Raw genomic sequence first — 22,943 nt, 5'->3', positions numbered from 1 at the left:
GCCGCCGATCGACGAAACAGGGCCGCCGATCGACGAAACAGGGCCGGGCATGGGGGCGCCGCACCCCACCGATCGGCGCATCGGGGGACCCGATCGGAAATCGGAGGCCCTGCGCGGTCTTTCGAGGGCGCCCGCCAGCGGGCGTGAGCGTCAGCGCACGAAGATGCGCGGGTCGTCGGGGCGCGCGTCCACGTGGATGTGATTGCGGTGCCCCTCGTTGTAGTTCGGCGTCAGCACCGACGAGAACAGCCGCGACTCCGCGAGCGCGCACGAGATCTCGAGGAGCGCGCGGGCGCGCGGGTCGTCGGGCGCCGGCGCGTCGCAGGTGCGGTGCGCGGGCGTCTCGAGGAAGTGGTCGTACACGCTGAGCAGCGCGCCCCCCTCCTGCTCGAACGCGAAGAGATCGAGCCCGAGCCCCATGCGGTGGAAGCTCTGCTGGGGCGAGGTCCGGTGCGCGCTCAGCACGTCGATCGCGCGCACCCCGTGGGTTCGCACGATCTCCGCGATCGCCGGCAGCCGCGACGCGAGCTCGCACGAGATCACGAGCGGCTCGTCCTCGGGGCGGATCATCCGGAAGTGCACCCCGCCGATCGGCCCGGTGATCACGACCGGCGAGGGCATCGGCGTGCGCTGCGCCGGCACTGCGCGCGCGGGCACGCCCGCCGTCTCCAGCGCCGCGTAGCACTCGTCCTGCGGGCGCACCTGCCACGCCGCGCCGCGCTCCACCCGCCACTCGCCGCCCGGGATGATCGCGCGGTAGTTGAGGAACGTCGGGATCTGCGTCGCGATGCGCCGCGCGATGCGCCCCGCGGGGTCGCTCGCCGGCGCGAGGAAGCGCCGCGGGAGCGGCGGCGCCGCCGGCACCTGCGCGGCCGGCAGCAGCGGCGCGGGATCCTGCGCCAGCACCGCGCTCGGGATCACGAAGTCCTCCGGCGCGCCGATCCGCGCGTTGAGCTCGAGCCTCCGCGCGCGCTGCTCGGGGGTCTCGTCGATCGGCGGCGCCGCGCTCTGCGCGCCGTCGATCTCCGCCTGCGCGTAGAGGATCTCGCCCTCACCGCCGCCCACGACGTCGCGCGCCGAGTCGACACGCGCGCTCGCGCCGCTCTCCGGCAGCTGCCAACGATCATCGAAGAAGCCCTGCGCGAGCTGTCCGTTGCGCCCGCCGATCAGGCGCTGACGCGTGCGCGTGGTGCGTCCCTCGTAGACCACCCAGTCCGGCAGGAAGTCCGGCAGATTGTGCCCCGCCGCGACCGCCTCGACCGTGGGCGCCGCCTGCACGATGACGTAGCGCGTCGGCGCGAGCGGGTTCGGGTACACGAAGCGCGTGCCCACGCCCTGCGCGCGATAGGTGCGCGAGCCGACCTGCACGCCCTCGCTCGTCACGCGGATCGGCAGCCGATCCTGCATGCGCTCGATCAGCGCGTTCGAGCCCGGCGTGCCGTAGAGCACGAGGTGCGAGCGCGCCATCATCGCGTCGGTCACGTCGGTGTCCGCGACCACGCGCTGCTGGTGCTGCCACAGCCAGAGCGGCCATCCGCGCGCCCCGCGCTGCGCCGCCTCGCGCAGCGCCTCGGTGCGCTCGGGATCGCGCGTGCCGTACACGTGGATCATCCCGTCGCGATACGGATCGGTGAGCGGCCCCGAGAGCCCCGGCACCTTCTCGAGCCGACCCTCTTCGCGCGGCAGGAAGCCGAGCCGCCACGCGCCGTCGACGCGCGACAGATGGATCACGTGACCCAGCGGCCCACGCGCGCCGCGATAGACCTCCGCGCCGTCCGCGCTGATCCGCAGCACGTCGCCCTCGCCCACCGGCGCGTCGCGCAGATCGAGCGCGACCTCGAGCGCGTGCTCGGTCTCGATCGTGATCGCGCCCTCCTCGGCGTGGGCGCGCACCTTCGCGAGCCGCGGATAGTCCTGGATGCGCGTGATCGTCACCCAGTGCTGACGGTTCGCGCGGTAGTCCGCGCTCACCACGCGCACGTCGGCGGGCCGCGTCTGCTGGGTGAACTGCGCCCAGTCGGGATAGGCGCGCCCGTGTCGATGCACGAGGTAGAGCAGGTCGTGCCCGAAGTCGTACCAGCGCACACGCGGCTCGATCCCGATCCCGCGCATGTGCTCTTCCATCTCGGTCACGTAGCGCGGCCGCATCGGGCCGGGATCGCGCGAGCCGTGGAAGAAGCGGAACTCGGTGTTCAGCGAGTTCTCGACGAGGTGCATGCCGCTGACCTGATGCAGCAGCCGCGTCTCGTCGCTCGTCGGCGAGCCGCCCGCGTACTGCACCCAGCTCGGCGCGCCCGCGATCGCCATGACCATCGAGAAGCGCCACGCGTGGCGCATGCCGATCGCGTACGCGCCGAGCCCGCCGTTGCTGAGCCCACCGAGCACGACGCGGCTCGGATCGACCGAGTAGTGGCGCTGCACGTCGTCGACGACGTCGAGCACGTCCTGCTCGCCCATCCATCGCCACAGCACCTGGCCGAAGCCGTCGGGCGCGACGACGATCCACTCGGGGGACCAGCGCGGCTCGTACTCGTCCCACAGGTGCTGCGAGTACGTGAGCCAGTCCATGTTGTTCCCCATCACGACGCCGAGGAACAGGTTCCCGTTGCTCGATCCGCCGTGCATCATGATCAGCAGCGGATAGCGGCGGCTCGGGTCGTAATTCGGCGGCAGGTAGATGGCGTATCCCTGTCGCGTCTCCGAGACCGGCGAGACGTAACCGCGGTTCGTGATGCGGTTCGCTTCGCCCACGTAGGGGTCGCGCCCTTCGCGCACCGCCGCGAGGTAGCGCGCGGCGGTGCCGCGCCACCGCGCGGACTGCGGCTCGAAGCCGCGCTCGATCCGCTCGGCGACGTCGAGCAGGTACTCGATGCTCGTGAGCGTTCCATCCGGAACGGCCGCGGGGCGCGACGTGCGCAGCCGTGCGACTTCCTCGCGCATGGAGGCGACGGTGGGGGGCGCGTCCTGTGCGGCGACCTCGGACGCGGAGACCACGAGCATCGCGGCGACCACGAGCAACGCGAACCACAACGAACTTCGGATCATGGCGGGCGCATGCGTAGCAGAACGAAACGGCGAGCCCCCGGAATGTGGCGTGCTCGCGACGATCACGCTCGCGACGGTCGACGTGGCGCGCGGTTTGTGACACCGTCGGCGCCGCGATCCGCAGCATCGGAAAGCGACGGCGACCCGGCACAGTAGCTGCTCATCATCCGCGTCGAGGCGGGGAGACCGGAGACGGTGGCGACAGGCGCTCCCAGGGGACCGGGGGACCTCGTCTCGTTCTGATTATGGCCAGGAAAACGGGGCTGATTCGGCCAACGGGTGGAGGGACCACGGCAGGGCTCGCGCGGCTCGCCGACACCGTCTGCATCATCGCGGGCTACGTGGCCGCGGTCTGGTTCTACGACCAGGCGGACTGGCGGACCGACGACACCATCGCGACGCTGCTCGCGGTCCTCGCGTACCTGCTCGTCGCGGAGACCACGGGTCTCTACCAGACCTGGCGCGGCGTCCCGATCCCGAAGGAGCTGGTGCGGGTGTGGGGCACGTGGGTGCCCGTCATCCCGATGCTCCTCGGCGTCGCGTTCCTCCTGAAGCTCAGCGACGAGTTCTCGCGCGTCGCCACGATCACGTGGTTCGTGCTGTCGCCGCTCGCGATGTGCACGGTGCGCGTCGTCGCGCGGCTGACGTTGCGCCGGCTGCGCGCCCAGGGACGCAACACACGTCAGATCGCGATCGTCGGCGTCACCGAGATCGGCGAGATGCTCGCGCGACGCATCGCCACGTCGCCCTGGCTCGGCATGAACATCCTCGGGTTCTTCGACGACCGGACGCCCGATCGTCTGCCCGAGCTCCCGACCGGGCGCGCGCAGCTCGTCGGCACCTTCGAGGACGTCGTCGAGCGCAGCAAGCGCGGCGAGATCGACGCGGTCTACATCGCGCTGCCGCTGCGCGCCGAGCCGCGCGTGCAGGACCTCCTGCGCCGCCTCGCGGACTCGACCGCGAGCGTCTACCTCGTGCCCGACTTCTTCGTGTTCGACCTGCTCCACGGCCGATGGAGCAGCCTCGGGGACCTGCCGGTGATCAGCATCTTCGAGACGCCGTTCTACGGCGTCGACGGAGTGCTCAAGCGGCTCGAGGACGTCGTGCTCGGCACGATGGCGCTGCTCGTCGCGTCGCCGGTGATGATCGTCGTCTCGGTGATCATCAAGCTCACGAGCAAGGGCCCCATCTTCTTCAAGCAGCGCCGCTACGGCCTCAACGGCGAGGTCATCGAGGTGCTGAAGTTCCGCTCGATGCGCGTCGCGGAGGACGGCCCCGTCGTGAAGCAGGCGACGAAGGACGATCCGCGCATCACGCCGATCGGGAAGTTCATCCGGCGCACGTCGATCGACGAGCTGCCGCAGCTCTTCCACGTCGTCGGCGGCTCGATGAGCCTCGTCGGTCCGCGCCCCCACGCGGTCGCGCACAACGAGGAGTATCGGAAGCGGATCCAGGGCTACATGCTGCGCCACAAGGTGAAGCCCGGGCTCACCGGCTGGGCCCAGGTGAACGGCTGGCGCGGTGAGACGGACACGCTCGAGAAGATGGAGAAGCGGATCGAGCACGACCTCGAGTACATCCGCCGCTGGGGCCTCTTCTTCGACCTGTGGATCATCTTCCTGACCGTGTTCGGTCGGAAGGTCCGCCAGAACGCCTACTGAGTCAGCGCTCGGCGCGGACGACCTTCTCGGGCGGGAGCTCGCGGAGGCACGCCTCGAGCGCTTCGCGCACCTGCGCGTCGTCGCGCCCGTCGAACGTCAGCTTCACGGTGTACTCGGGATCGCCGATGCGCGGATAGCTGCCGATCGCGACGCCGGGGAACGCGCGCTCGACGCGCTCGAGCAGCTCCGCGATCTCGCCCTCGTCGCAGCGCGTGTAGATCGCGCGCGACACGAAGGGCACGTCGCGCCCGAGGTGCGCTCGCACCAGCTCGAACTTCAGCCGGAAGATCTCGGGCACGCCCGGCATCACGAACACGTTGTCGACGCGCAGCACCGGCCACGTGATGCGGTCGTTCGCGACGAGCTCCGCGCCCTCCGGCAGCTCGGCCATGCGCAGGTGGCCCTCGGTCGTGCGCGCCCCGAAGTGCTCGCGGATCATGCGCTCGAGCACGGGATCGCGGACCAGCGGTCGCGCGAACGCCTGCGCGATCGCGGGGATCGTGAGGTCGTCGTGGGTCGGTCCGACGCCGCCGCTCGTGAACACGATGTCGTGACGCGCGCGCAGCTGGTTGAGGTCCTCCGCGATCACGTCGGCCTCGTCGCTGCACATCACGACACGACGCAGCGAGATCCCGAGCGCGAAGAGCTCCTTCGCGAGGAACGCGACGTTCGCCTCCTGGATCTTGCCGGTGAGGAGCTCGTTTCCGATCACCAGCGCCGCCGCGGTCCGGGTCATCGCGAGGCATCATAGGTGCGGGCCTCCGAGTCGTCGACGAGCGGAGATCGCGCCACCATTCGAAGGCCGACGACGAAACCGCGACGCGCAGGTAGAGTGCGCGCATGCGCCGCCGAACGTGCTGGCTCGCGCCGTTCCTCGCGACGTCGATCGTCGCGCTCGCGTGCACGCGCGCCGAGCCCTCGGGCACCACGAGCGAGGCCCCGCGGCCCGAAGCACCCGCGCCGCCGACCCCGCGCGAGCCCGAGCCCGAAGCACCTTCGCCCGAGCCGCGCGAGGTCCGCTTCACGACGTCCGACGGCGTGACGATCACCGGCACGCTGCGCGCGGCCGCCGCACCGGACGCTCCGCTCGTGATCCTCGTTCACCAGCTCGGCTCGGATCGCAGCGAGTGGGCGCCGCTGATCGAGCGGCTCGAGCGCACGCCGCGCGTCGCGACGCTCGCGATCGATCTGCGCGGCCACGGCGCGAGCACCGAGCGGGAAGGCGGCGCGGCGCTCTCGTGGCGCGACTTCGACAACGACGCGTGGGCGCACACCGCGGACGACGTGGTCGCCGCGATCGAATTCGTGCGCAGCGATGCGTCGGGCGTGCGCCCCTCGCGCATCGGGCTGGTGGGGTCGAGCATCGGATCGACCGCGGTGATCGCGGCGAACGCGCGCTCCGAGGGCATCGGCCCGGTGATCGCCATCTCGCCCGGCCGCGCGTACCGCGGGTTCGACGCGATCACGCCCGGGCTCGAGCTCTCGGGGCACGACTTCCTCGCGGTGGTCGCGCGCGAGGAGCCCGACTCGGTGGAGACCGCGAGCGCGATGGGTCGCATCACGTCGACCGAGCCGGTGATCGTCGAGGGAAGCGCGCACGGCGTCGCGCTGCTTCGCGATCACGCGGACGTGCTCGATCGGGTCGAGGCCGTGCTCCGGCGCGCGCTGGGGGCGGAGCGCGCGGGATGAGCACGAACGATCGGATCCGCGACCTCGTGTCGTGGCTGCGCGAGAGCAAGCGCACCGTCGCGCTCACCGGCGCGGGCGTGTCGACCGACTCGGGCATCCCGGACTTCCGCAGCCCGCGCAGCGGGCTCTGGGCGAAGCACGACCCGATGCAGGTCGCGTCGATCTCGGGGTTCCACTCCGATCCCGCGACGTTCTACGGGTTCTGGGCGGAGCGATTCGGCGCGTTGGGTCAGGCCGAGCCCAACGTCGCGCATCGCGTGCTCGCGAAGCTCGAGGCGCGCGGTCTCGTGCATGCGATCGTCACGCAGAACATCGACGGGCTGCACCAGCGCGCGGGCTCGCGCCGCGTGCTCGAGGTGCACGGCACGTGGCGTACTGCGCGCTGCACGACGTGTGGCGCGCGCTTCGACACGCTGCGCCTCTTCGACGACGTGCCACGCGGCGCGACGGGGCGCGATCTCGTGCCCACGTGCGATCGCTGCGGTGGGCTGGTGAAGCCCGACGTGGTGCTCTTCGGCGAGGCGCTGTCCGACGACTTCGCAGAGGCGGAGCGCACCGTGGATCGGTGCGATCTCTTGGTCGTGCTCGGGACCTCGCTCGAGGTGTGGCCGGTCGCGGGCCTCGCCCCGCGCGCGCACGCGGCCGGAGGTCGCGTGGTGGTGATCAACCGCGAGTCGACGGCCGCCGATCAGGAAGCGGATCTCGTGATCCACGCCGAGCTGCGCGAAGCGATGCAGCGCATCGCGCGCGACCTCGACATCACTCGCTGAGCCCTTGCCCGAGTGCTCGTCCCGCAGGTCCCGGACGGGAGCGCGCGAAGCGCGCCGACGGCAGGGACCGGCGGGCGAGCCGATTCATCGACATCACTCGCTGAGCTCGCGCGCCCGCGCGCGGCTCGCCGCGTGGAGCGCGATGCCCGCGGCGACCGACGCGTTGAGCGACGCGACTGGCCCCTCCATGTCGATGCGCGCGACGACGGTGCACTGCTTGCGCACCAGCGGCCGCATGCCCTTCCCCTCCGAGCCGATCACCAGCACGCGGCCGCGCTCGGCCTCGGGCAGCTCGTCGATCGCGACCTCGCCGTCCATCGCGAGCCCGACGATCTGCATCTCGTGCTCCTCCGCGAGCGACGCGAGCGTGCGCGCGAGGTTCGTGACCCGCGCGATGCGCGCGTGCTCGGTCGCGCCCGCGCTCGCACGCACCACGACCGGCGTCACCGGCGCCGCGCGATCCTTGAGCGTCACGATCCCGTCCGCGCCGAACGCGACCGCGCTGCGCACGATCGCCCCGAAATTGTGGGGATCCGTGATCTCGTCGAGCGCGACGAAGAGCGGCCGCTCGCGCGCCGCGACCAGCGCTTCCTCGAGCGACGTGTACGGATACTCGCCGGTGATCGCGACGATGCCCTGATGGCGTCCGTCGGGCGCGAGGGCCTCGAGCTCGGCGCGAGGGCGCGGCTCGACCTTCACGTTCTTCGCGCGCAGCTCGCTCTCGAGCTCGCGGTTCGGCTTCGTGGTCGCGCCTTCCTCGACGTAGATCACGTGGATCGCGCCCGCGCGCGCCCGCAGCGCCTCGAGCACGGCACGCGGCCCTGCGACGACGCGCTTCATCGGATCGCCGCCTCGATCTCGCTCGCGATCGCGCGCGCCGCTCCCTCGGGATCGGGCGCGTTGCGGATCGGTCGACCGACGACGAGAAGATCCGCGCCCGCCGCGATCGCATCGCTCGGCGTCGCGATGCGACGCTGATCACCCGCGTCGGCGCCCGCGGGACGCACGCCCGGCACGACGATCACGCCGCCCTCGCCGATCACGCCGCGCAGCGTCGCGACCTCGTGCGGCGAGCACACCAGCCCGCGAACCCCCGCGTCGCGCGCCACGCCCGCGAGGCGCGCCGCGGCCTCTGCGGGCTCACCGCGCATGCCGATCGCGTCGAGCTCGCCGCGATCGAGGCTCGTCAGCACGGTCACCGCGAGCAGCGTCGTCCCGCTGTTCGCCGCCGCGCCCGCGACCGCGCGCAGCGCCGCCGGTCCTGCTGCGGCGTGCACGGTCAGATAGCGCACCCCGAGCCGCACCGCGCTCGCGGTCGCGCCCGCCATCGTCGCGGGGATGTCGTGCAGCTTCAGATCGAGGAAGCACGCCGCGTCCGCGTCGTGCACCGCGCGCACCGCGTCGGGCCCGATCGCGGTGAAGAGCTCGAGGCCGACCTTGAACACCCCGACGTGATCGCGGAGCCGCGCGATCCACAGCCGCGCTTCCGCGAGATCTTCGACGTCGAGCGGGAACACCAGGCGCTCGCGACCGGATCGCATCATGGCGCGCTGCATACCACGGACTCCGAGCCCCGAAAGCGCGAAGGGCCGCGCGATCTCTCGCGCAGCCCCTCGTGTCACCCGATCCTGCGAAGGCTCAGAGGCCTTCGAGGCCGGCCAACGGATCGTCGTCGTCCCCGCCGCCGCGGCGACCGCCCGACGAGCCGGTGCTGCTGCCGCTGCGGCTGCCCGACGACGAGCCGCTCGACGCGGCCGCGCGACGCGGCGAGGTCGTGCGAACACGACGCGCTTCGGCGCGCACCTGCTCCGCGGCCTGGGTGTCGCCCGACGCCTCGAGCTGCGCCGCGCGCGACTCCATCTCGGCCACGCGACGCTGCGCTTCCTCGGCGGCCCGACGCGCTTCGTCGGCCTGCGCCTGGAGCTGCTGCGCCTCGGCGGCGCGACGCTCGGCCTCGCGCTGCGCGGCCTCCTGCGCGATCCGCTGCGCCTCGAGCTGCGGCGAGACCACGCCGAACCACACGCCGGCGGCGATGCCGACGACGAGCAGACCGACCGCCGCGAACACGCCCGGGTGCACGCCCTTGCGACGCGTCGCCTCGATGCGCTTGACCTCCTGCTCGTGGGCGAGGAGGCGCTCCTGCTCGGCGATGCGCGCCTTCTGCTCCGCCTCGAGGCGGATGCGCAGCTCGCCCTCTTCCTTCGCGCGGACCTTGCGCTCTTCCTCTTCGCGCGCCGCGCGCTCCGCCGCGAGCCGCGCCTCTTCCTCGGCGCGCTGCTTCGCCGCGAGCTCCTCGCGCTTCTTGCGCTCCTCGGCCTCCCGGGCGAGCCGCGCGTCCTCTTCGGCCTTGCGCTTCGTCGCTTCCTCGTCGCTGATGCGCTGCTCCTCCAGGTTCATCAGCTCCCGGAGGTTGAAGAGGACCGAAGACTCCTTCTGCTCCGCCATCGGGTTCTCCCGCTCTCGCGCTTTCTCGGGCCGCTCTCGGGCGGGCCGTACATCCACTGGGTCAGGTCGAGGAGATCTCGTCGCGCGCTCTCGTCCGACGAGATCGCGGCGTTCGACGATATCGCCCGCGAATCTAGCAGGGTGGAATTGTGAGTGTCAACGCCGTCGGCCGCTTGGTTTCCTTGTGATTTCCGCTTCGTCGCGGCGTTTGCGCACGCCGGGGCACACGGGCGCCGGCACGCATGCCAGTACCGGTCGCGCCGTCATGGACACGACCCTTCGGCCCGACCTTGGGTGCCTCGCTTGGATCGTTCGGACGTGCGGCGTAGGCTCGTCGCATGCGCCCAGCCCGGATGTGGTGGAGGCTCGTCGCGACGATGCTCTTCGTGGTCGGCTGCAGCGGCGCGCCGACGAACCTCGCGGAGGGCGCGCGCTGCGTGCGCTCGACGCAGTGTGCGGTCGGGCTCGCGTGCAACATGGGCGTCTGCACCAGCGACCTGGACGGGTTCGGCATGGGCACGGTGCCGAGCGCTGATGCCGGCGGGATCGACGCGGCGGTCGAGATCGACGCGGGCGAGCCGATCGACTCGGGCACGCCGGTCGAGACGGACGCCGGCCCGCCGGGGATGGACTCGGGCCCGCCCGACGAGCCCGATGCGGGGCCGCCCGACGAGCCCGACGCGGGCCCGCCCGACGAGCCCGACGCCGGCCCGCCCGACGAGCCCGATGCGGGCCCGCCGGACGAGATCGACGCCGGCGGCGCCTAGGCGCTCACTCGCGCCAGAGGACTTCATGACTTCAGGCCGCGCGGAATCTCTCGTTCGTCCCCGATGACTCGAACGCTAGCGATCGCGCGGTAGCGACAGACGGTGGGCGGCAAATCGTGCGAACGACGGCGGGTGCGTACCTACGCAACGGAATCGATTATGTGTTCTCGGAGGCACGCACGACGATCGGGTGGCGCATCTACTCGGGTGCGCCGCCGGCTTGTCTCGCCGTCTCGGTCAGCGATGCGGAGCTCGGCACCGCAATTCGCGCGGCGGGGGCTCAGTATCGCGTCGATGTCGAGCAACCGCATCCGCGCGATGTCGACGACGTCGACGGGCAGATGTTCCCGTTCCTAAGAGCCTCGGGCGTCAAATCGTGGAAGGCGTTCGTGATGAGCGGCGGCACGCGCCTCGCGAACATCGCCATTGAAGACGATGTCGTGCGCATCAGTCCGACTCAGCGTCGCGGAATCGGATTCGTCGGGCGCGGAGACGACGCGGCCATCGTCGCGACGGCCCCGCCCGATGCCGATCTCGGTGCCATGCTCCGTGAGTGCTTCGCGCGCTGCGGGTGAAGGGCCCGCGCTACTCGCGCCAGAAGAACTTCCACGGGTTGTGCTTGAGGTCGCGGATGAGCTCCTGGAGATCGTCGTAGATCTCCTCGTCCATCAGCAGCGCGCCGACCGTGCCCTCGCCGCCACGCACGTGCGCGACGATGCGCTCGGCGTCGGCGGCGGTGCGCTCCGCAGTGGCGGCGACACGCGCCGCGGCGTGGATCGTCTCGCGCAGATCCTCGCGCTCCTCGGGGCCGATCGCAGCGAGCGTCTCGCGCGCGCTGGTCGCGACCTCGCGCACGTCGGTCACCAGCGGACCGGTCTCGCGATCGAGCGTCGCGGTCAGCCGATCGAGCCGCGCGAGCATGCGCTGCGGGCGCGGGCCCTCCACGTACTCGCGGCGAGCGCCGCGCAGCAGCTCCACGCCCTCGCTCGCGACCGTGTCGACGTTCTCGAGGATGTGCGCGACGCGATCGCGGTTCTGATCGAGCAGCTCGCGCACCGCGCGGATGAGCGCGACGACGTCGTCGAGCAGCGAGCCGAGCTCCTCGCGATTCGTGCGCAGTCCGTCGACGACCGCCTCGAGCAGCTCGTATCCGAGCGCGAGCGCGAGATCGAGGCGCGGCGGATCGACTCCGTCGAGGATCGCGCCCTCCGCGATCGCCGGGCGCTCCGCGGTGCCGGGATCGATCGCGATGAACTGCTCGCCCAGCACGCCCTGCGAGGTCACGTAGAGCAGCGCGTCGTCGTGGATCGTCTCGCGCACGTCGCGATCGATCTCGAGGCGCAGGCGCACAAGCGGACGCCGACCGGTCTCGGGGTCGAGCCGGCCGCCCATGTAGCGCACCTCTTCGACGCTCCCGACGCGCACGCCGCCGACGCGCACCGGCGCGCCTGCCTGCACCGCGCCTGGATTGTCGAAGTCCGCGTAGATCGTGAAGCCGTCGCGGAAGTCGATCCCGCCGAGCAGGAACACGAAGCCACCGAGCAACAGCAGCGCGACGAACACCAGCAGGCCGACACGCGCTTCGAGCGAGAGCTTCATGTCTCGTACGGCCCCTCGGAACGACCTTCGATGAACTGACGCACCACGGGATCCTCGGTGCGCCGGAGCTCTTCGGGCGTCCCCACCACGCGAACGCGACCCTTGTACAGCATCGCGATTCGGTCGGCGATCGTGAAGATGGACGTGAGATCGTGGGAGACGACGATCGACGTCACCCCGAGCCGATCGCAGAGCTCGCGGATCATCTGATCGACGCGCCGCGCCGACACCGGATCGAGCGACGTCGTGGGCTCGTCGAAGAGCACGTAGCGCGGCTCGAGCGTCAGCGCGCGCGCGATCGCGACGCGCTTGCGCATGCCGTCGCCGAGCTCCGCGGGATAACGATCCCCGAACGCCTGCATGTGCACCTGCTCGAGCCTTCGTCGCGCCTCGACGCGCGCGTCCTTCATCGAGAGCCCGCGGTGCATGCGCAGCGGGAGCGCGACGTTCTCCTCGCACGTCATCGAGTCGAAGAGCGTCGAGCTCTGGAAGACCATCGCGCAGCGCTTGCGCACCGGATAGAAGTCGGTCTCGGAGAGTTGCGAGACCTCTTGTCCGTCGAGCCAGATCTCCCCGGAATCCGGGCGCAAGAGGCCGATCAGGTGCTTGATGAGCACGCTCTTGCCGACGCCCGATCCGCCGATGACGAAGAAGCACTCTCCGTCGTTCACGTCGATCGACACGTCGTCGAGCACGACCTTCGGACCGAACGCCTTGCGCAGGTGCTTGAACTGGATCGGCACGTCAGCCCGGGAAGAGCAGGAAGCCCACGCTGCTGATCACGAAGTTGAGCACGATGACCGCGAGCGAGCTCTGCACGACCGCGTTCGTCGTCGCCCAGCCCACGCCCTCCGAGCCGCCGAACGTCGTGAGCCCGCAGCGCGCCGAGACGATCGGGATCGCGGCGCCGTACGCGAGCATCTTCGTGAGCCCCACGATCACGTCGCCGGCGTCGACCATCGAGAAGTTCGCGAACGTCGCGTAGTTGACCTCGAACACCACGTTCGCGGTGACCATGCCCGCGCCGAACGCGACGACCGCCGCCCAGATCAGCAGGCAGAACGTCATCAGCACCGACGCGAGGAAGCGCGGCACCACGAGGTACTCGATGGGGTCCGCCGCGCACATGCGCATCGCGTCGACCTGCTCGGTCACCACCATCGATCCGATCTCCGCCGCGATGCCGGCGCCCACGCGCGTCGCGAGCATCATCGCGCCGATCGACGCGGCGAGATCGCGCACCAGCAGCTCGGCGAACGTCGCGCCCAGCATGCTGAGCTCGGGCACGATCTTGAGCGCCTGCAGGCCTGCCTGGAACACCATGATGGTGCCGATGAAGCCCATCGTGACGCTCACGAAGAACACCGAGCGATTGCCCATCTGATAGGCCTGCTCGACGATCGTGCGCCGGTCGCGACGACCGCGGATCGAGAGCACGACGGTGCGCGCGAGCATCGCGAAGAGATCGCGGATCTCGCGCACGAGGTGCAGCACCGGAGCGCCCATCGTCTCGAGCGCGCTCATCGGCTGGAGTGCTCGCACGGGAGCGTGCGGACGCGAGGACCCGGAGTCGGCGAGCCGATGTTGGACACGCTGCTCATCCGAGGAGGTACGTCGAGAAGTAGTCGAGCACGAAGATGCCGCTCGCCGCAGCGACGACCGCGGCGTTCACCGCGCGACCGACGCCCGGCGCGCCGCCCTTCACCGAGAGGCCGAAGTGGCACGACGTGAGCGCGATCATCACGCCGAACGCGACGCTCTTGATGAGACCGGTCGCGAGATCCCACTCGTCGAGCAGCACCGTGAGCGAGCTGATGAACGAGCGCGGATCGACGTCGAGCAGCACCTTCGCCGCGCCGATCGCGCCGACGATCGCGACCGCGTCGCCGACGATCGTGAGCAGGAAGAGCATGACCACCATCGAGATCACGCGGGGCAGGATCAGGTACGCGAGCGGATCGATCGCGAGCGCGCGCAGCGCGTCGATCTGATCGGTCACCACCATGGTCCCGAGCTCGGCGGTGTTGTTCGCGCCGACGCGCCCACTGAACATGAGCGCGATCAGCAGCGGACCGACCTCGCGCAGCGTCGCGAAGCCCGCGCCCCAGCCGACGATCTCCTTCGCGTTGAAGCGCATCACGAGGGGCGCGGCCTGGATGACCATGATCGCGCCGACGAAGATCGCGGTGACCGACACGATGCCGACCGAGCGCACCCCGGTCTTGTGCAGGTTCTTCACGAGCTCGTCGCGATCGACGCGCGGCGGCACGAGGCGACGCAGGAGGCGCGCCGCGAGCACGATCATCCCGCCGAGCTCGCCCGAGAGGTGCAAGAGCGACGCGCCGATGCGCGTGGGCACGCCCAGGTAGAAGGGCTCCTCCCGCTGCTCGTCCTCACCCGCGCTCACGCGGCGCGAGCATAACGCGCTCAGCCGAGTCGGAGCGTCTCCTCGATCGCATCGAAGGCGCGCTCGATTGCGGCCTCCCGCGCCGCGCGTCGGAAGAAGAGCTGCGCGGCGACCATCAGCGCGACGACGACCCCGATGCCGCCGATCGTGATCAGCGGGCGCTCGTGGATCACCGCGAAGAAGAATATCGGCATCGTGATCGGCACGAAGCCCTGGCTCGCGCGGAGCACGATCTCGCGCCCTGCCCGCTCCAGATCGATCCGCACGATCCACTGGTCGCCCCGGTAGAAGCCGTACGCGGTGCGAAGCGCGAACGAGCGTCCGTCGCCGCTCGACATCAGCACGGCGTCGTCGAGATCGACGCGCTCGGGGAACGCAGGAAGCGCGGGCTCGATCTCGCGCCCGAAGCGATACCCCTCGGGCGCGTCGTGCTTGGGAGCATGCGCGAGCGTGATCCGCCGCTCCGGCCCCAAGCGCAGGAACGCGAGCCGCGCGAGCCACTGCGGACGCGCGAAGAAGATCAGAGTCTCCAGCAAGACCGGCGCGATTGCGGCGTACAGCAGTGGGCTCATCGCGCGGAGGATGACACGCCATGCACCGCGGGCCGCGTCAGCGCGCGCTCGACGGCGTCGTAGGCGCGCTCGAGCGCGGTCGGTCGAACCTCGCCGCGCTGCGCGAGCCAGCCCACGATCATCAGCGCGATCGCCAGGAGCCCGATCGTCGGCAGCGCCGACGGCGCCCGCAGCGTCACGTCGACCACCGACACCGCGAGCACGATCGGGGTCACGAACGGCAGCGGCAGCATCCGCGCGCGCAGGTGCACTCCGTCGTCCTCCCAGCGCAGATCGACGCGCACCGGCCACGCTCTCCGTCGTTCTCCCCAGCAGAACGATCGACCGCGACGCGTCGTCGACGTCGCGAGCACCGTGTCGGCGATCGCGATGCGCGCCGGCAGCCCTCGCACCACGCGCACCGCCGCGCCGCGATATCCGGCGCGCACGTCGACGACGCGCACCTCCGGGGGCACGCGCACCACGCGCTCGGCCGTGAGCGGAAGGAACGCGAGGCGCGCGAGCCAGCGCTGCGGGAGCATCAGCGCGAGCAGCTCGACGAAGCAGAGCGCGAGCGCGATCCATGCCGCGTCCGGCAGCTCGCGCGTCGCGATCCACGCGTCCATTCGCTCAGTCTGCGATGCGGCAGCGCGAGGAACACTCGTCAGAGCGGGCCGTCGGGCAGACCGTGCACGAATTGCCGCACTTCCGGCACGTCCGACGCGAGCGCCTCGTCGCGCGTGCCCTCGAAGATCAGCTTGCCTCCGTGCAGCATCCCGACGCGATCCGCGATCGTGAGCAGGCCGCGCACGTCGCTCGAGATCACGACGTTCGTCGTGCCGTGCGTGCGCTGTTCCTCGCGGATGAGGTCGTAGATCTTCTGGCTCGTGACGGGATCGAGCCCCGCCGTCGGCTCGTCGTAGAGCAGCACGCGCGGCCGCGACACCGTCGCGCGCGCCACGCCGACGCGCTTCTTCTGACCGCCGCTGAGCCCTGCCGGAAGACGCGACTCGAAGCCGGGGAGCGACATGCGCGCGAGCCGCTCGGCGACTCGCTCCTGGATCTCTCGTTCTCCCAGGGAGAACAATCGACGCAGCGGGAACGCGATGTTCTCGCCGACCGTCATGAAGTCGAAGAGCGCGTAGTTCTGGAAGAGCATCCCGACGTCGCGGCGCACCTCCATGAGCCCCGCCTCGTCGAGCTCGCCGAGCGCGCGACCGAGCAGCTCGACGCGTCCCTGCGAGGGTCGGATCAGCCCGGCGAGCGTCTTGAGCAGCACGCTCTTGCCCGCCGCGCCCGGCCCGATCAGCGCGTAGATGCAGCCCTCGGGGACCTCGAGCGAGACGCCGCGCAGGACCGGCTGGCGGAACGCGACGTGGACGTCCACGGCTCGGATCACGCGCGGAGTATGCCCGAGCGCGGGCCCTGTCGACCCCTCGGCGCTCGGTGCTAGAACCGCGGCCTACTTCCCGCGCCCGAGGAGACGAGAGCCATGTCGGAGCCCACGCTCGCCCAGGTCGATCCCGAGATCGCATCGCTCATCGCGAAGGAGGAGCGCCGTCAGCTCGACAGCATCCGCCTGATCGCGAGCGAGAACTACGCGTCGCGCGCGGTGCAGGAGGCGGCCGGCAGCGCGCTGAACAACAAGTACAGCGAGGGCTACCCGGGCAAGCGCTACTACCAGGGCCAGGAGTACATCGACAAGGTCGAGACCCTCGCCATCGAGCGCATCAAGAAGCTCTTCGGCGTCGAGCACGTGAACGTGCAGCCCTACTCGGGCTCGCCCGCGAACCTCGCGGTCCACTACGCGTTCCTGCGCCCCGGCGACAAGACGGTCGGCCTCGGGCTGCCCGCGGGCGGTCACCTCACGCACGGCTGGAAGGTCTCGATCACCGGCGATTACTTCGAGGCGCACCAGTACGGCGTGCGCGAGAGCGATCACCGGCTCGACATGGACCAGGTCGCGCGGATCGCGCGCGAGCACAAGCCGAAGCTCATGTGGTGCGGCACGACGGCGTACCCGCGCCACGTCGACTACGCGAAGTTCGCGGAGATCGCGAACGAGGTGGGCGCGATCCTGGTCGCCGACATCGCGCACGTCTCCGGTCTGATCGCCGGCAAGGCGCACCCGAGCCCGGTGGGCCTCGCGCCGATCGTCACCAGCACCACGCACAAGACGCTGCGCGGTCCGCGCGGCGGCATGATTCTCTGCGACGCGAAGTACGCGAAGGAGATCGACAAGGCGGTGTTCCCGGGCCTCCAGGGCGGCCCGCACAACAGCGGCATCGCGGCGCTCGCGGTCGCGGCGCACGAGGCGCTGCAGCCGAGCTTCGAGACCTACGCGCGCAACGTCGTCACGAACGCGAAGGCGATGGCGGAGGCGCTCTTGTCGCGCGGCATCGATCTCGTGACCGGCGGCACCGACACCCACCTGATCCTCGCGGATCTCACGAGCAAGAACGTCGCGGGCAAGCCGGCGGCGATCGCGCTCGAGAAGGCGGGGATCGTCTGCAACTACAACTCGGTGCCCTTCGACAAGCGCAAGCCGTTCGATCCGAGCGGCATCCGCCTCGGCACGCCCGCGGTGACGAGCCGCGGCATGGGCCCCGACGAGATGAAGCGCATCGGCCACTGGATCGCCGACGTGGTCGAGGCGCCGACCGACGAGAAGGTGATCGGGCGCGTGCGCGGTGAGCTCCTCGCGATGTGCGAGACGTTCCCGGCGCCCGGCCTCGAGCGTCGCTGATCGATTTCGGGCGATACTCCGCAGCGTCTGGGGGGCGCGATGCGGATGGGGAGGAGGACGCGACGAGCGTGGGGGATCACGCTCGTCGCGTCGTGCGCGCTGATGAGCGCGCTGGGTTGTGATCAGGAGCTGCAGCTCGGGCAGCGCTGCGAGCTCGCGAGCGATTGTCCGGCGCCGCTCGGATGCGTGCTCGGACGCTGCCGCGAGGAGTGCGCGTCGGCGGTCGATTGCGCGAGCGGCGAGGAGTGCCTCCGCGACGCGTCGGGCGTGCTCGCGTGCAGCGTCGCCGAGGATCACTGCCCCTGCGAGGACGGGCTCGTGTGCGACGGCGATCGCTGCCGTCAGCCGTGCTCGCTCTCGTGCGCGCCGGGGATGCAGTGCGCGGGTGAGGTCTGCGTGCGCGGGAGCGCGACGAGCGATGCGGGCACGTGCGCGTCACCGTGTGATCCCGTCGCGCGCTGCGGCTGCGACGAGGGCTCGCGCTGCGGGGTGATCGCGGGCGAGATCGAGTGCTACGCGAGCACGGGCACCGTGAGCCTCGAGGGCGCGTGCACGTCGAGCGCGGAGTGCGCGGAAGGGCTCGGCTGTCACGGCGGTCGCTGCCTCGAGTACTGCGACGCGAGCAGCGACTGCGAGCTCGAGGACGCGTACTGCGGGCGCGAGTCGCACGCAGGTGTGAGCGCGCTGCCCGAGGGCGTGCGCCTCTGCACCGAGGAGTGCGATCCGCGCACCGACGAGGGCTGCGCGGAAGGAAGCTGCAGCCTCGCGTTCGGCGGTGACCCCGAGATCTCGACGTGGTGCCGCCCGGTGGGCACGACGGTGATCGGCGAGGCCTGCGAGCGCGATCAACAGTGCGTCGCGGGAGCGCTCTGCACGCACGTCGCGGCGCTCGGTGGGCGCGCCTGCGTCGCGTTCTGCACGGTGGGCGAGACGTGCGCGGGTGGCACCACCTGCGTCGAGAGCGCGCGGGTGCGCGATCTGATCATCGGGACCTGCCCGCTGCCGGGAAGTTGACGCGGGGCGCGCGTTCGGCGCTCTCTCCCCGCATGCGCCCGCGCGAGAGCACGAGCGGCCACGCACGAGGACGAGCACGCATGATCGGCGGGCTCGTCTGCCTGCTCGTCGCGAGCGCGCTCGCCGGGCTGGCGCTCGCCCATCACGAGCCCGTGCGTGCGGCCGTGCCCGACGCGACCGTTCGCGTCACGGGCGAGGAGATCACGCGCGATGCCGACGCCGCGACGATCGCGTCGGAGATCGCGCGCGCCTGGGGCGAGCAGCCGATCGTGCTGCGGGTCGGAGACGAGCGGATCGAGGGCACGCGCGCTTCGTTCGGCGGTCGCATCGACGTCGGCGCGCTCACCGCGCGCATCGAGCAGGCGCGCGATCCCGCGTCGCTCATGCGACGGTTGCACGCGCAACTCTCGACCGATGCGCCCCTCGAGCTCCCGATCGACGTCCGTGTCGATTCCCCGAGCACGCTCGCGACGCTGCTCGAGCGCAAGGATCACCTCGACGTGCGCCCACGCGACGCGCGCATCGAGCCGCGCACCGGCGCGATCGTGCCCGAGCGCGAGGGGCTGACGCTCGACGTGCACGGCACCCTCGACGCGCTCACCGACGCGATGCGCACCGGCGCACCCGAGGCGAGCGCGCGCATCCTCCGGGAGCCGCCGCGCCGCACCGCGCGCGATCTCGCGAACGTACGGCTCGATGCGACCCTCGGATCGTTCGAGACGCGCTACAGCACCTCGCCGGACGCCGCCGCGCGCACTCACAATCTGCGGGTCGCGGCGTCGCGCCTCGACGGGCTCGTGCTGATGCCCGGCGAGACCCTCGACTTCAACGAGGTCGTCGGCGAGCGCAACGAGGCGAACGGGTTCCGCCCTGCCCCGCAGATCGCGGCGGGCGAGCTCGTCGACGGAATCGGCGGCGGCACCTGCCAGATCGCGGGCACGCTCCACGCGGCCGCGTTCTTCGCGGGCCTGCCCATCGTCGAGCGCTCGCCGCACAGCCGGCCGAGCACGTACGTCTGGATGGGCCTGGACGCGGTCGTCGTGTACGCGCGATTGAACCTGCGCTTCACCAACGATCTCCCGTTCCCGATCGCGCTCGCGATGAGCGTCGAAGGCGGCGTGGTGCGCGCCGAGATCCGTGGCGCGTCGTCGGGTCGCCTCGTCTCGTTCGCGCGGCGCATCGAGTCGATGGCTCCGTTCCGCGAGCGCACCGAAGACGACGCGACGTTGCCCGCGGGGGTGCGCGTGCTCGATCAGCGCGGCGTGCCCGGCTTCACCGTCGTGCGTGATCGCGTGATCCGCGACGTCGAGCGCAACCAGGCGCGCCGGCAGCGCATCGAGGACGTGTACCCGCCGACCGATCAGATCTGGCGCGTCGGCACCGGTCCCGCAGCGCCCGCGGGCTACGTCGCGCCGATCGGCGACGATCACCCGGAGTACACGACCGACGAGTACCTCGTGGCGACCCAGGGCTCGGGCGTCGAGGGCACGGAGATCACGCGTCGCGGCGGCGTGAGCACGCAGGCGGGCTGGACCCAGGCGTACATCGCCCCGCGTTGATTCGTGGTACCACCAGCGCCGTGATCTCCGGTCGTCGCATCGTGCTCGGCGTCGGCGGCGGCATCGCCGCGTACAAGGCGGTCGTCCTCGCGCGCGAGCTGCTGCGTCGAGGCGCGCAGCTGCGTGTGGTGATGACCGAGTCCGCGACGCGCTTCGTCGGTCCGGTCACGTTCACCGGCATCACCGGCACGCCGCCCGTGATCGATCTCTGGGATGCGCGCTACGCGGGCGAGATCCACGTCGAGCTCGCCGCGTGGGCCGAGGCGATCGTCATCGCGCCCGCCACCGCGAACCTGCTCGCGCGCATGGCGTCGGGCCTCGCCGACGACGCGCTCTCCGCGACGCTGCTGTGCAGCGACAAGCGCGTGCTCGTCGCGCCCGCGATGCACCACCGCATGTGGTCGCACCCCGCGACGCGCCGCAACGTCGCGCAGCTGCGCGACGACGGAGTGCTCTTCGCGGGCCCCGTCTCGGGCCCGCTCGCGAGCGGCGAAGAAGGCATGGGCCGCATGGCCGAGCCCGACGCGATCGCCGACGCGCTCGAGGTGCTCTTCCGCGAGACCCGCGATCTCTCGGGCCGCACCGTGCTCATCTCGGCGGGCCCCACCCTCGAGCCCGTCGATCCCGTGCGCTTCCTCGGCAACCGCTCCAGCGGGCGCATGGGCTACGCGATCGCGGAGCGCGCCCGACAGCGCGGCGCGCGCGTGATCCTCGTGAGCGGCCCGGTCGCGCTCGCTGCGCCCGAGGGCGTCGAGCGAGTGTCGGTGCGCACCGCGATCGAGATGCAGGAGGCGATCACGTCGCGCCTCTCCGATTGCGACGCCGTGATCATGGCGGCCGCGGTCGCCGACTTCCGCCCGCGCGAGGCCGCGGCGCACAAGCTGAAGAAGATCGAGGGCGAAGAGACGCGCGTGATCGAGCTGGTGCGGAACCCCGACATCCTCGCGGGGCTGGGCGCGTCACGACGCGGCGCACGCCCGGTGCTCGTCGGATTCGCGGTGGAGACCGAGAACCTCGTCGCAGCCGCGCGCACGAAGCTCGAGACCAAGAAGGTCGATCTCGTCGTCGCGAACCACGCGAGCGTCGCGTTCGAGGGCGACGACAACGAGGCGACGCTGGTCACCCGCGACGACGAAGAGAACACCGGCCGCGTCACCAAACACGCGCTCGCCGATCGCATCCTCGATCGCGTGCACGCGCTGCTGAAGCCCTGATCAGAGCGCGTCGACGGGACCCGCGCCCTCGCGCACCACGACGATGTCGCGCCCCGTCAGATCGAGCACCGTCGACGGCGTGATCCCACCGAAGCCGCCGTCGAGGATCAGATCGATCCCCGGGAACGTGTCGTCGATCTCCGCGGGATCGATCAGCGGCTGACCTTCGATCGCCGCAGTCGTGCTCACGATCGGGTTGCCGAGCGCGCGCACCAGCGCGAGCGCGACCTCGTCGTGCGGCACGCGGATGCCCACCGTCTTGCGCTTCATCTGCAGGATGCGCGGCACCTCGCGCGTCGCCTCGAGGATGAAGCAGTAGGGGCCCGGCGTGAGCCGCCGCATCAGGCGATACGTGCGGTCGTCGACGATCGCGTACTTCGCGAGATCCCCGAGGTCCGGGCAGATGAACGCGAGCGGCTGATCGGGCTTCATCCGCTTCATGCGGTAGATGCGCTCGACCGCCTTCTTGCTCGTGATGCTGCAACCGAGCCCGTAGACCGTGTCGGTCGGGTACGCGAGCACCCCGTCGTCGCGCAGGATCGCGACCGCGCGCTCGATCTTGCGCGGCTCGGGGTGCTGCCGGTTGATCTCGAGGCGCGGCATCAGCGCGCGTGGACGAGCTTGCGGGTCTCGCCGTCCTCGAAGAGCACGACGATGAACCCCTCGGGCGTGAGCTCGTGGACGCGACCGAAGCCGAACTTCGCGTGCACGAACCAGTCACCCGGCTGATAGCGAACGCTGCGATCCCACGGCTTCGCGGTCGCACGCGCGCGCGCGAGCTCGTTCTCGTCGAGGCGCGGCTTCTTGGGCGCAGCGGCCGCGCGCGGCTTGCTGCCGCCACCACCACCGCTCGCACGACGCTCGACCTTGGGGGCCGCGGTCGCCGCGGGACGCGGCTCCGGCGGCGGCGCCTTCACGAGCTGCGACACCATGCGGCGCGCCGAGGTGACGACCGAGAGGCGCGGATCGCAGATCAGCACTTCCTCGATGCCGGTCGACTTCCCGCTCGCGAAGCGCTGCTCGTACCACTGGCTGCACGCGCGCGCGACGATCGCGAGGCGCTCGGCGTCCTCGAGCGCGCCCGGTCCCGCGCCCAGCGCGGGGAACGCGACGCGGATCACGTGGCGCTCGGCGACGAAGTCGAGCACCGAGCGCACCGCGGTCTCGATCGTCGCGCGATCGGGCGCCTGCGCCTGACGGCCCGCGTCCTCGGGCGGACGCGTCGCGATCCACACGAGGAAGTCGCAGTGCAGACGGCCCGGATGAAGGCGCATCAGACCGCCGATCGGGAGCTCTTCGTCCGGCACCTTGTCGAGCTCGCGCTCGAGGTTCGACTGCAGGTCGTTGCCGTACTGCGAGAGCAGCTCGCGATCCGCACCGGGCCCGGGCCAGAGCCGCGTGTCCGTCGCACCGTCGTGTGCGACGACGCCGACGCGGCGCGAGGTCGGGAGCTCGTAGGCGGACGCCTGGATCATC

Annotated in this window: 23 protein-coding genes; 9 read left to right on the top strand and 14 right to left on the bottom strand. The window is 71.2% G+C overall.

All coding sequences use genetic code 11. From position 1 onward, the window contains the following. Positions 1-150 precede the first annotated feature (150 nt). The gene (locus I5071_RS11025) at positions 151-3,045 is read right to left on the bottom strand and encodes an alpha/beta hydrolase-fold protein (RefSeq protein ID WP_236605389.1); all 2,895 of its coding nucleotides are present in this window, start codon (positions 3,043-3,045) and stop codon (positions 151-153) included. A gap of 245 nt (positions 3,046-3,290) precedes the next feature. Here I5071_RS11025 and I5071_RS11020 point away from each other — a divergent pair, with 245 nt between their 5' ends. Then, complete coding sequence (locus I5071_RS11020) at positions 3,291-4,706, top strand: undecaprenyl-phosphate glucose phosphotransferase (protein ID WP_268921219.1); 1,416 nt, start codon at positions 3,291-3,293, stop codon at positions 4,704-4,706. A 1-nt stretch (position 4,707) separates the two neighbouring features. Here I5071_RS11020 and I5071_RS11015 read toward each other — a convergent pair whose 3' ends face one another. Further along, the gene (locus tag I5071_RS11015; protein WP_236605387.1) at positions 4,708-5,442 is read right to left on the bottom strand and encodes a competence/damage-inducible protein A; all 735 of its coding nucleotides are present in this window, start codon (positions 5,440-5,442) and stop codon (positions 4,708-4,710) included. 104 nt (positions 5,443-5,546) lie between these two features. On the opposite strand from I5071_RS11015, the gene I5071_RS11010 reads away from it, so the two are divergent. Next, entirely contained in the window at positions 5,547-6,395 is an 849-nt protein-coding gene (locus I5071_RS11010; protein WP_236605386.1) for an alpha/beta hydrolase, read from the top strand. Then, a complete protein-coding gene (locus I5071_RS11005) occupies positions 6,392-7,165 on the top strand; it encodes an SIR2 family NAD-dependent protein deacylase (protein WP_236605385.1) in 774 nt (257 codons plus the stop codon). Before I5071_RS11010 ends, I5071_RS11005 begins: the two co-directional genes overlap by 4 nt. Positions 7,166-7,258: 93 nt before the next feature. On the opposite strand, the gene rlmB is transcribed toward I5071_RS11005, so the two are convergent. From rlmB to I5071_RS10990, 3 genes are all read right to left on the bottom strand, one after another. Continuing rightward, positions 7,259-8,005, bottom strand: a complete 747-nt coding sequence (gene rlmB / locus I5071_RS11000; protein WP_236605384.1) for a 23S rRNA (guanosine(2251)-2'-O)-methyltransferase RlmB — start codon at positions 8,003-8,005, stop codon at positions 7,259-7,261. After that, complete coding sequence (gene pyrF, locus I5071_RS10995; RefSeq protein WP_419249650.1) at positions 8,002-8,706, bottom strand: orotidine-5'-phosphate decarboxylase; 705 nt, start codon at positions 8,704-8,706, stop codon at positions 8,002-8,004. Before pyrF ends, rlmB begins: the two co-directional genes overlap by 4 nt. A gap of 97 nt (positions 8,707-8,803) precedes the next feature. Further along, positions 8,804-9,610 (bottom strand): hypothetical protein, encoded by an 807-nt coding sequence (locus I5071_RS10990; protein WP_236605382.1) that lies wholly within the window; start codon positions 9,608-9,610, stop codon positions 8,804-8,806. Positions 9,611-9,948: 338 nt separating this feature from the next. On the opposite strand from I5071_RS10990, the gene I5071_RS10985 reads away from it, so the two are divergent. After that, positions 9,949-10,377, top strand: coding sequence for a hypothetical protein (locus tag I5071_RS10985; protein WP_236605381.1), 429 nt, complete (start codon positions 9,949-9,951; stop codon positions 10,375-10,377). Positions 10,378-10,493: 116 nt separating this feature from the next. Further along, positions 10,494-10,952, top strand: a complete 459-nt coding sequence (locus I5071_RS10980; protein ID WP_236605380.1) for a hypothetical protein — start codon at positions 10,494-10,496, stop codon at positions 10,950-10,952. 10 nt (positions 10,953-10,962) lie between these two features. Here I5071_RS10980 and I5071_RS10975 read toward each other — a convergent pair whose 3' ends face one another. The 7 genes from I5071_RS10975 to I5071_RS10945 all read right to left on the bottom strand — a co-directional run bounded on the left by I5071_RS10975 (position 10,963) and on the right by I5071_RS10945 (position 16,333). Further along, positions 10,963-11,976 (bottom strand): MlaD family protein, encoded by a 1,014-nt coding sequence (locus I5071_RS10975; protein WP_236605379.1) that lies wholly within the window; start codon positions 11,974-11,976, stop codon positions 10,963-10,965. Next, positions 11,973-12,719, bottom strand: coding sequence for an ABC transporter ATP-binding protein (locus I5071_RS10970; RefSeq protein ID WP_236605378.1), 747 nt, complete (start codon positions 12,717-12,719; stop codon positions 11,973-11,975). The genes I5071_RS10975 and I5071_RS10970 overlap by 4 nt, the downstream gene beginning before the upstream one ends. Position 12,720: 1 nt before the next feature. Further along, on the bottom strand, positions 12,721-13,500 hold the full coding sequence (locus I5071_RS10965; protein ID WP_236605377.1) for an MlaE family ABC transporter permease: 780 nt from the start codon (positions 13,498-13,500) through the stop codon (positions 12,721-12,723). Between the two features lie 73 nt (positions 13,501-13,573). After that, positions 13,574-14,383 carry an MlaE family ABC transporter permease gene (locus I5071_RS10960; protein ID WP_236605376.1) on the bottom strand — a complete coding sequence of 270 codons (810 nt, stop codon included), beginning with the start codon at positions 14,381-14,383 and terminating at the stop codon, positions 13,574-13,576. A 20-nt stretch (positions 14,384-14,403) separates the two neighbouring features. Next, positions 14,404-14,955 (bottom strand): hypothetical protein, encoded by a 552-nt coding sequence (locus I5071_RS10955; RefSeq protein WP_236605375.1) that lies wholly within the window; start codon positions 14,953-14,955, stop codon positions 14,404-14,406. Continuing rightward, a complete protein-coding gene (locus I5071_RS10950; protein WP_236605374.1) occupies positions 14,952-15,560 on the bottom strand; it encodes a hypothetical protein in 609 nt (202 codons plus the stop codon). Before I5071_RS10950 ends, I5071_RS10955 begins: the two co-directional genes overlap by 4 nt. A gap of 38 nt (positions 15,561-15,598) precedes the next feature. After that, complete coding sequence (locus tag I5071_RS10945) at positions 15,599-16,333, bottom strand: ABC transporter ATP-binding protein (protein WP_236605373.1); 735 nt, start codon at positions 16,331-16,333, stop codon at positions 15,599-15,601. Positions 16,334-16,426: 93 nt separating this feature from the next. Here I5071_RS10945 and glyA point away from each other — a divergent pair, with 93 nt between their 5' ends. The 4 genes from glyA to coaBC all read left to right on the top strand — a co-directional run bounded on the left by glyA (position 16,427) and on the right by coaBC (position 21,467). After that, entirely contained in the window at positions 16,427-17,680 is a 1,254-nt protein-coding gene (gene glyA / locus I5071_RS10940) for a serine hydroxymethyltransferase (protein WP_236605372.1), read from the top strand. Between the two features lie 102 nt (positions 17,681-17,782). After that, positions 17,783-18,694 (top strand): hypothetical protein, encoded by a 912-nt coding sequence (locus tag I5071_RS10935; protein WP_236605371.1) that lies wholly within the window; start codon positions 17,783-17,785, stop codon positions 18,692-18,694. 80 nt (positions 18,695-18,774) lie between these two features. Further along, a complete protein-coding gene (locus I5071_RS10930) occupies positions 18,775-20,253 on the top strand; it encodes a VanW family protein (RefSeq protein WP_236605370.1) in 1,479 nt (492 codons plus the stop codon). Between the two features lie 20 nt (positions 20,254-20,273). Continuing rightward, positions 20,274-21,467, top strand: a complete 1,194-nt coding sequence (coaBC, locus tag I5071_RS10925) for a bifunctional phosphopantothenoylcysteine decarboxylase/phosphopantothenate--cysteine ligase CoaBC (protein WP_236605369.1) — start codon at positions 20,274-20,276, stop codon at positions 21,465-21,467. Here coaBC and I5071_RS10920 read toward each other — a convergent pair whose 3' ends face one another. Both I5071_RS10920 and I5071_RS10915 read right to left on the bottom strand, forming a co-directional pair. Next, complete coding sequence (locus I5071_RS10920) at positions 21,468-22,070, bottom strand: L-threonylcarbamoyladenylate synthase (RefSeq protein ID WP_236605368.1); 603 nt, start codon at positions 22,068-22,070, stop codon at positions 21,468-21,470. Continuing rightward, complete coding sequence (locus I5071_RS10915) at positions 22,070-22,942, bottom strand: macro domain-containing protein (protein ID WP_236605367.1); 873 nt, start codon at positions 22,940-22,942, stop codon at positions 22,070-22,072. The genes I5071_RS10920 and I5071_RS10915 overlap by 1 nt, the downstream gene beginning before the upstream one ends. Position 22,943: the final 1 nt, after the last annotated feature.

The organism is Sandaracinus amylolyticus (assembly GCF_021631985.1).
In the GTDB taxonomy this organism is placed as follows: domain Bacteria; phylum Myxococcota_A; class Polyangia; order Polyangiales; family Sandaracinaceae; genus Sandaracinus; species Sandaracinus amylolyticus_A.
Note: the sequence above shows the minus strand (reverse complement) of the source record. Positions and strands in the feature narration are given on the sequence as shown.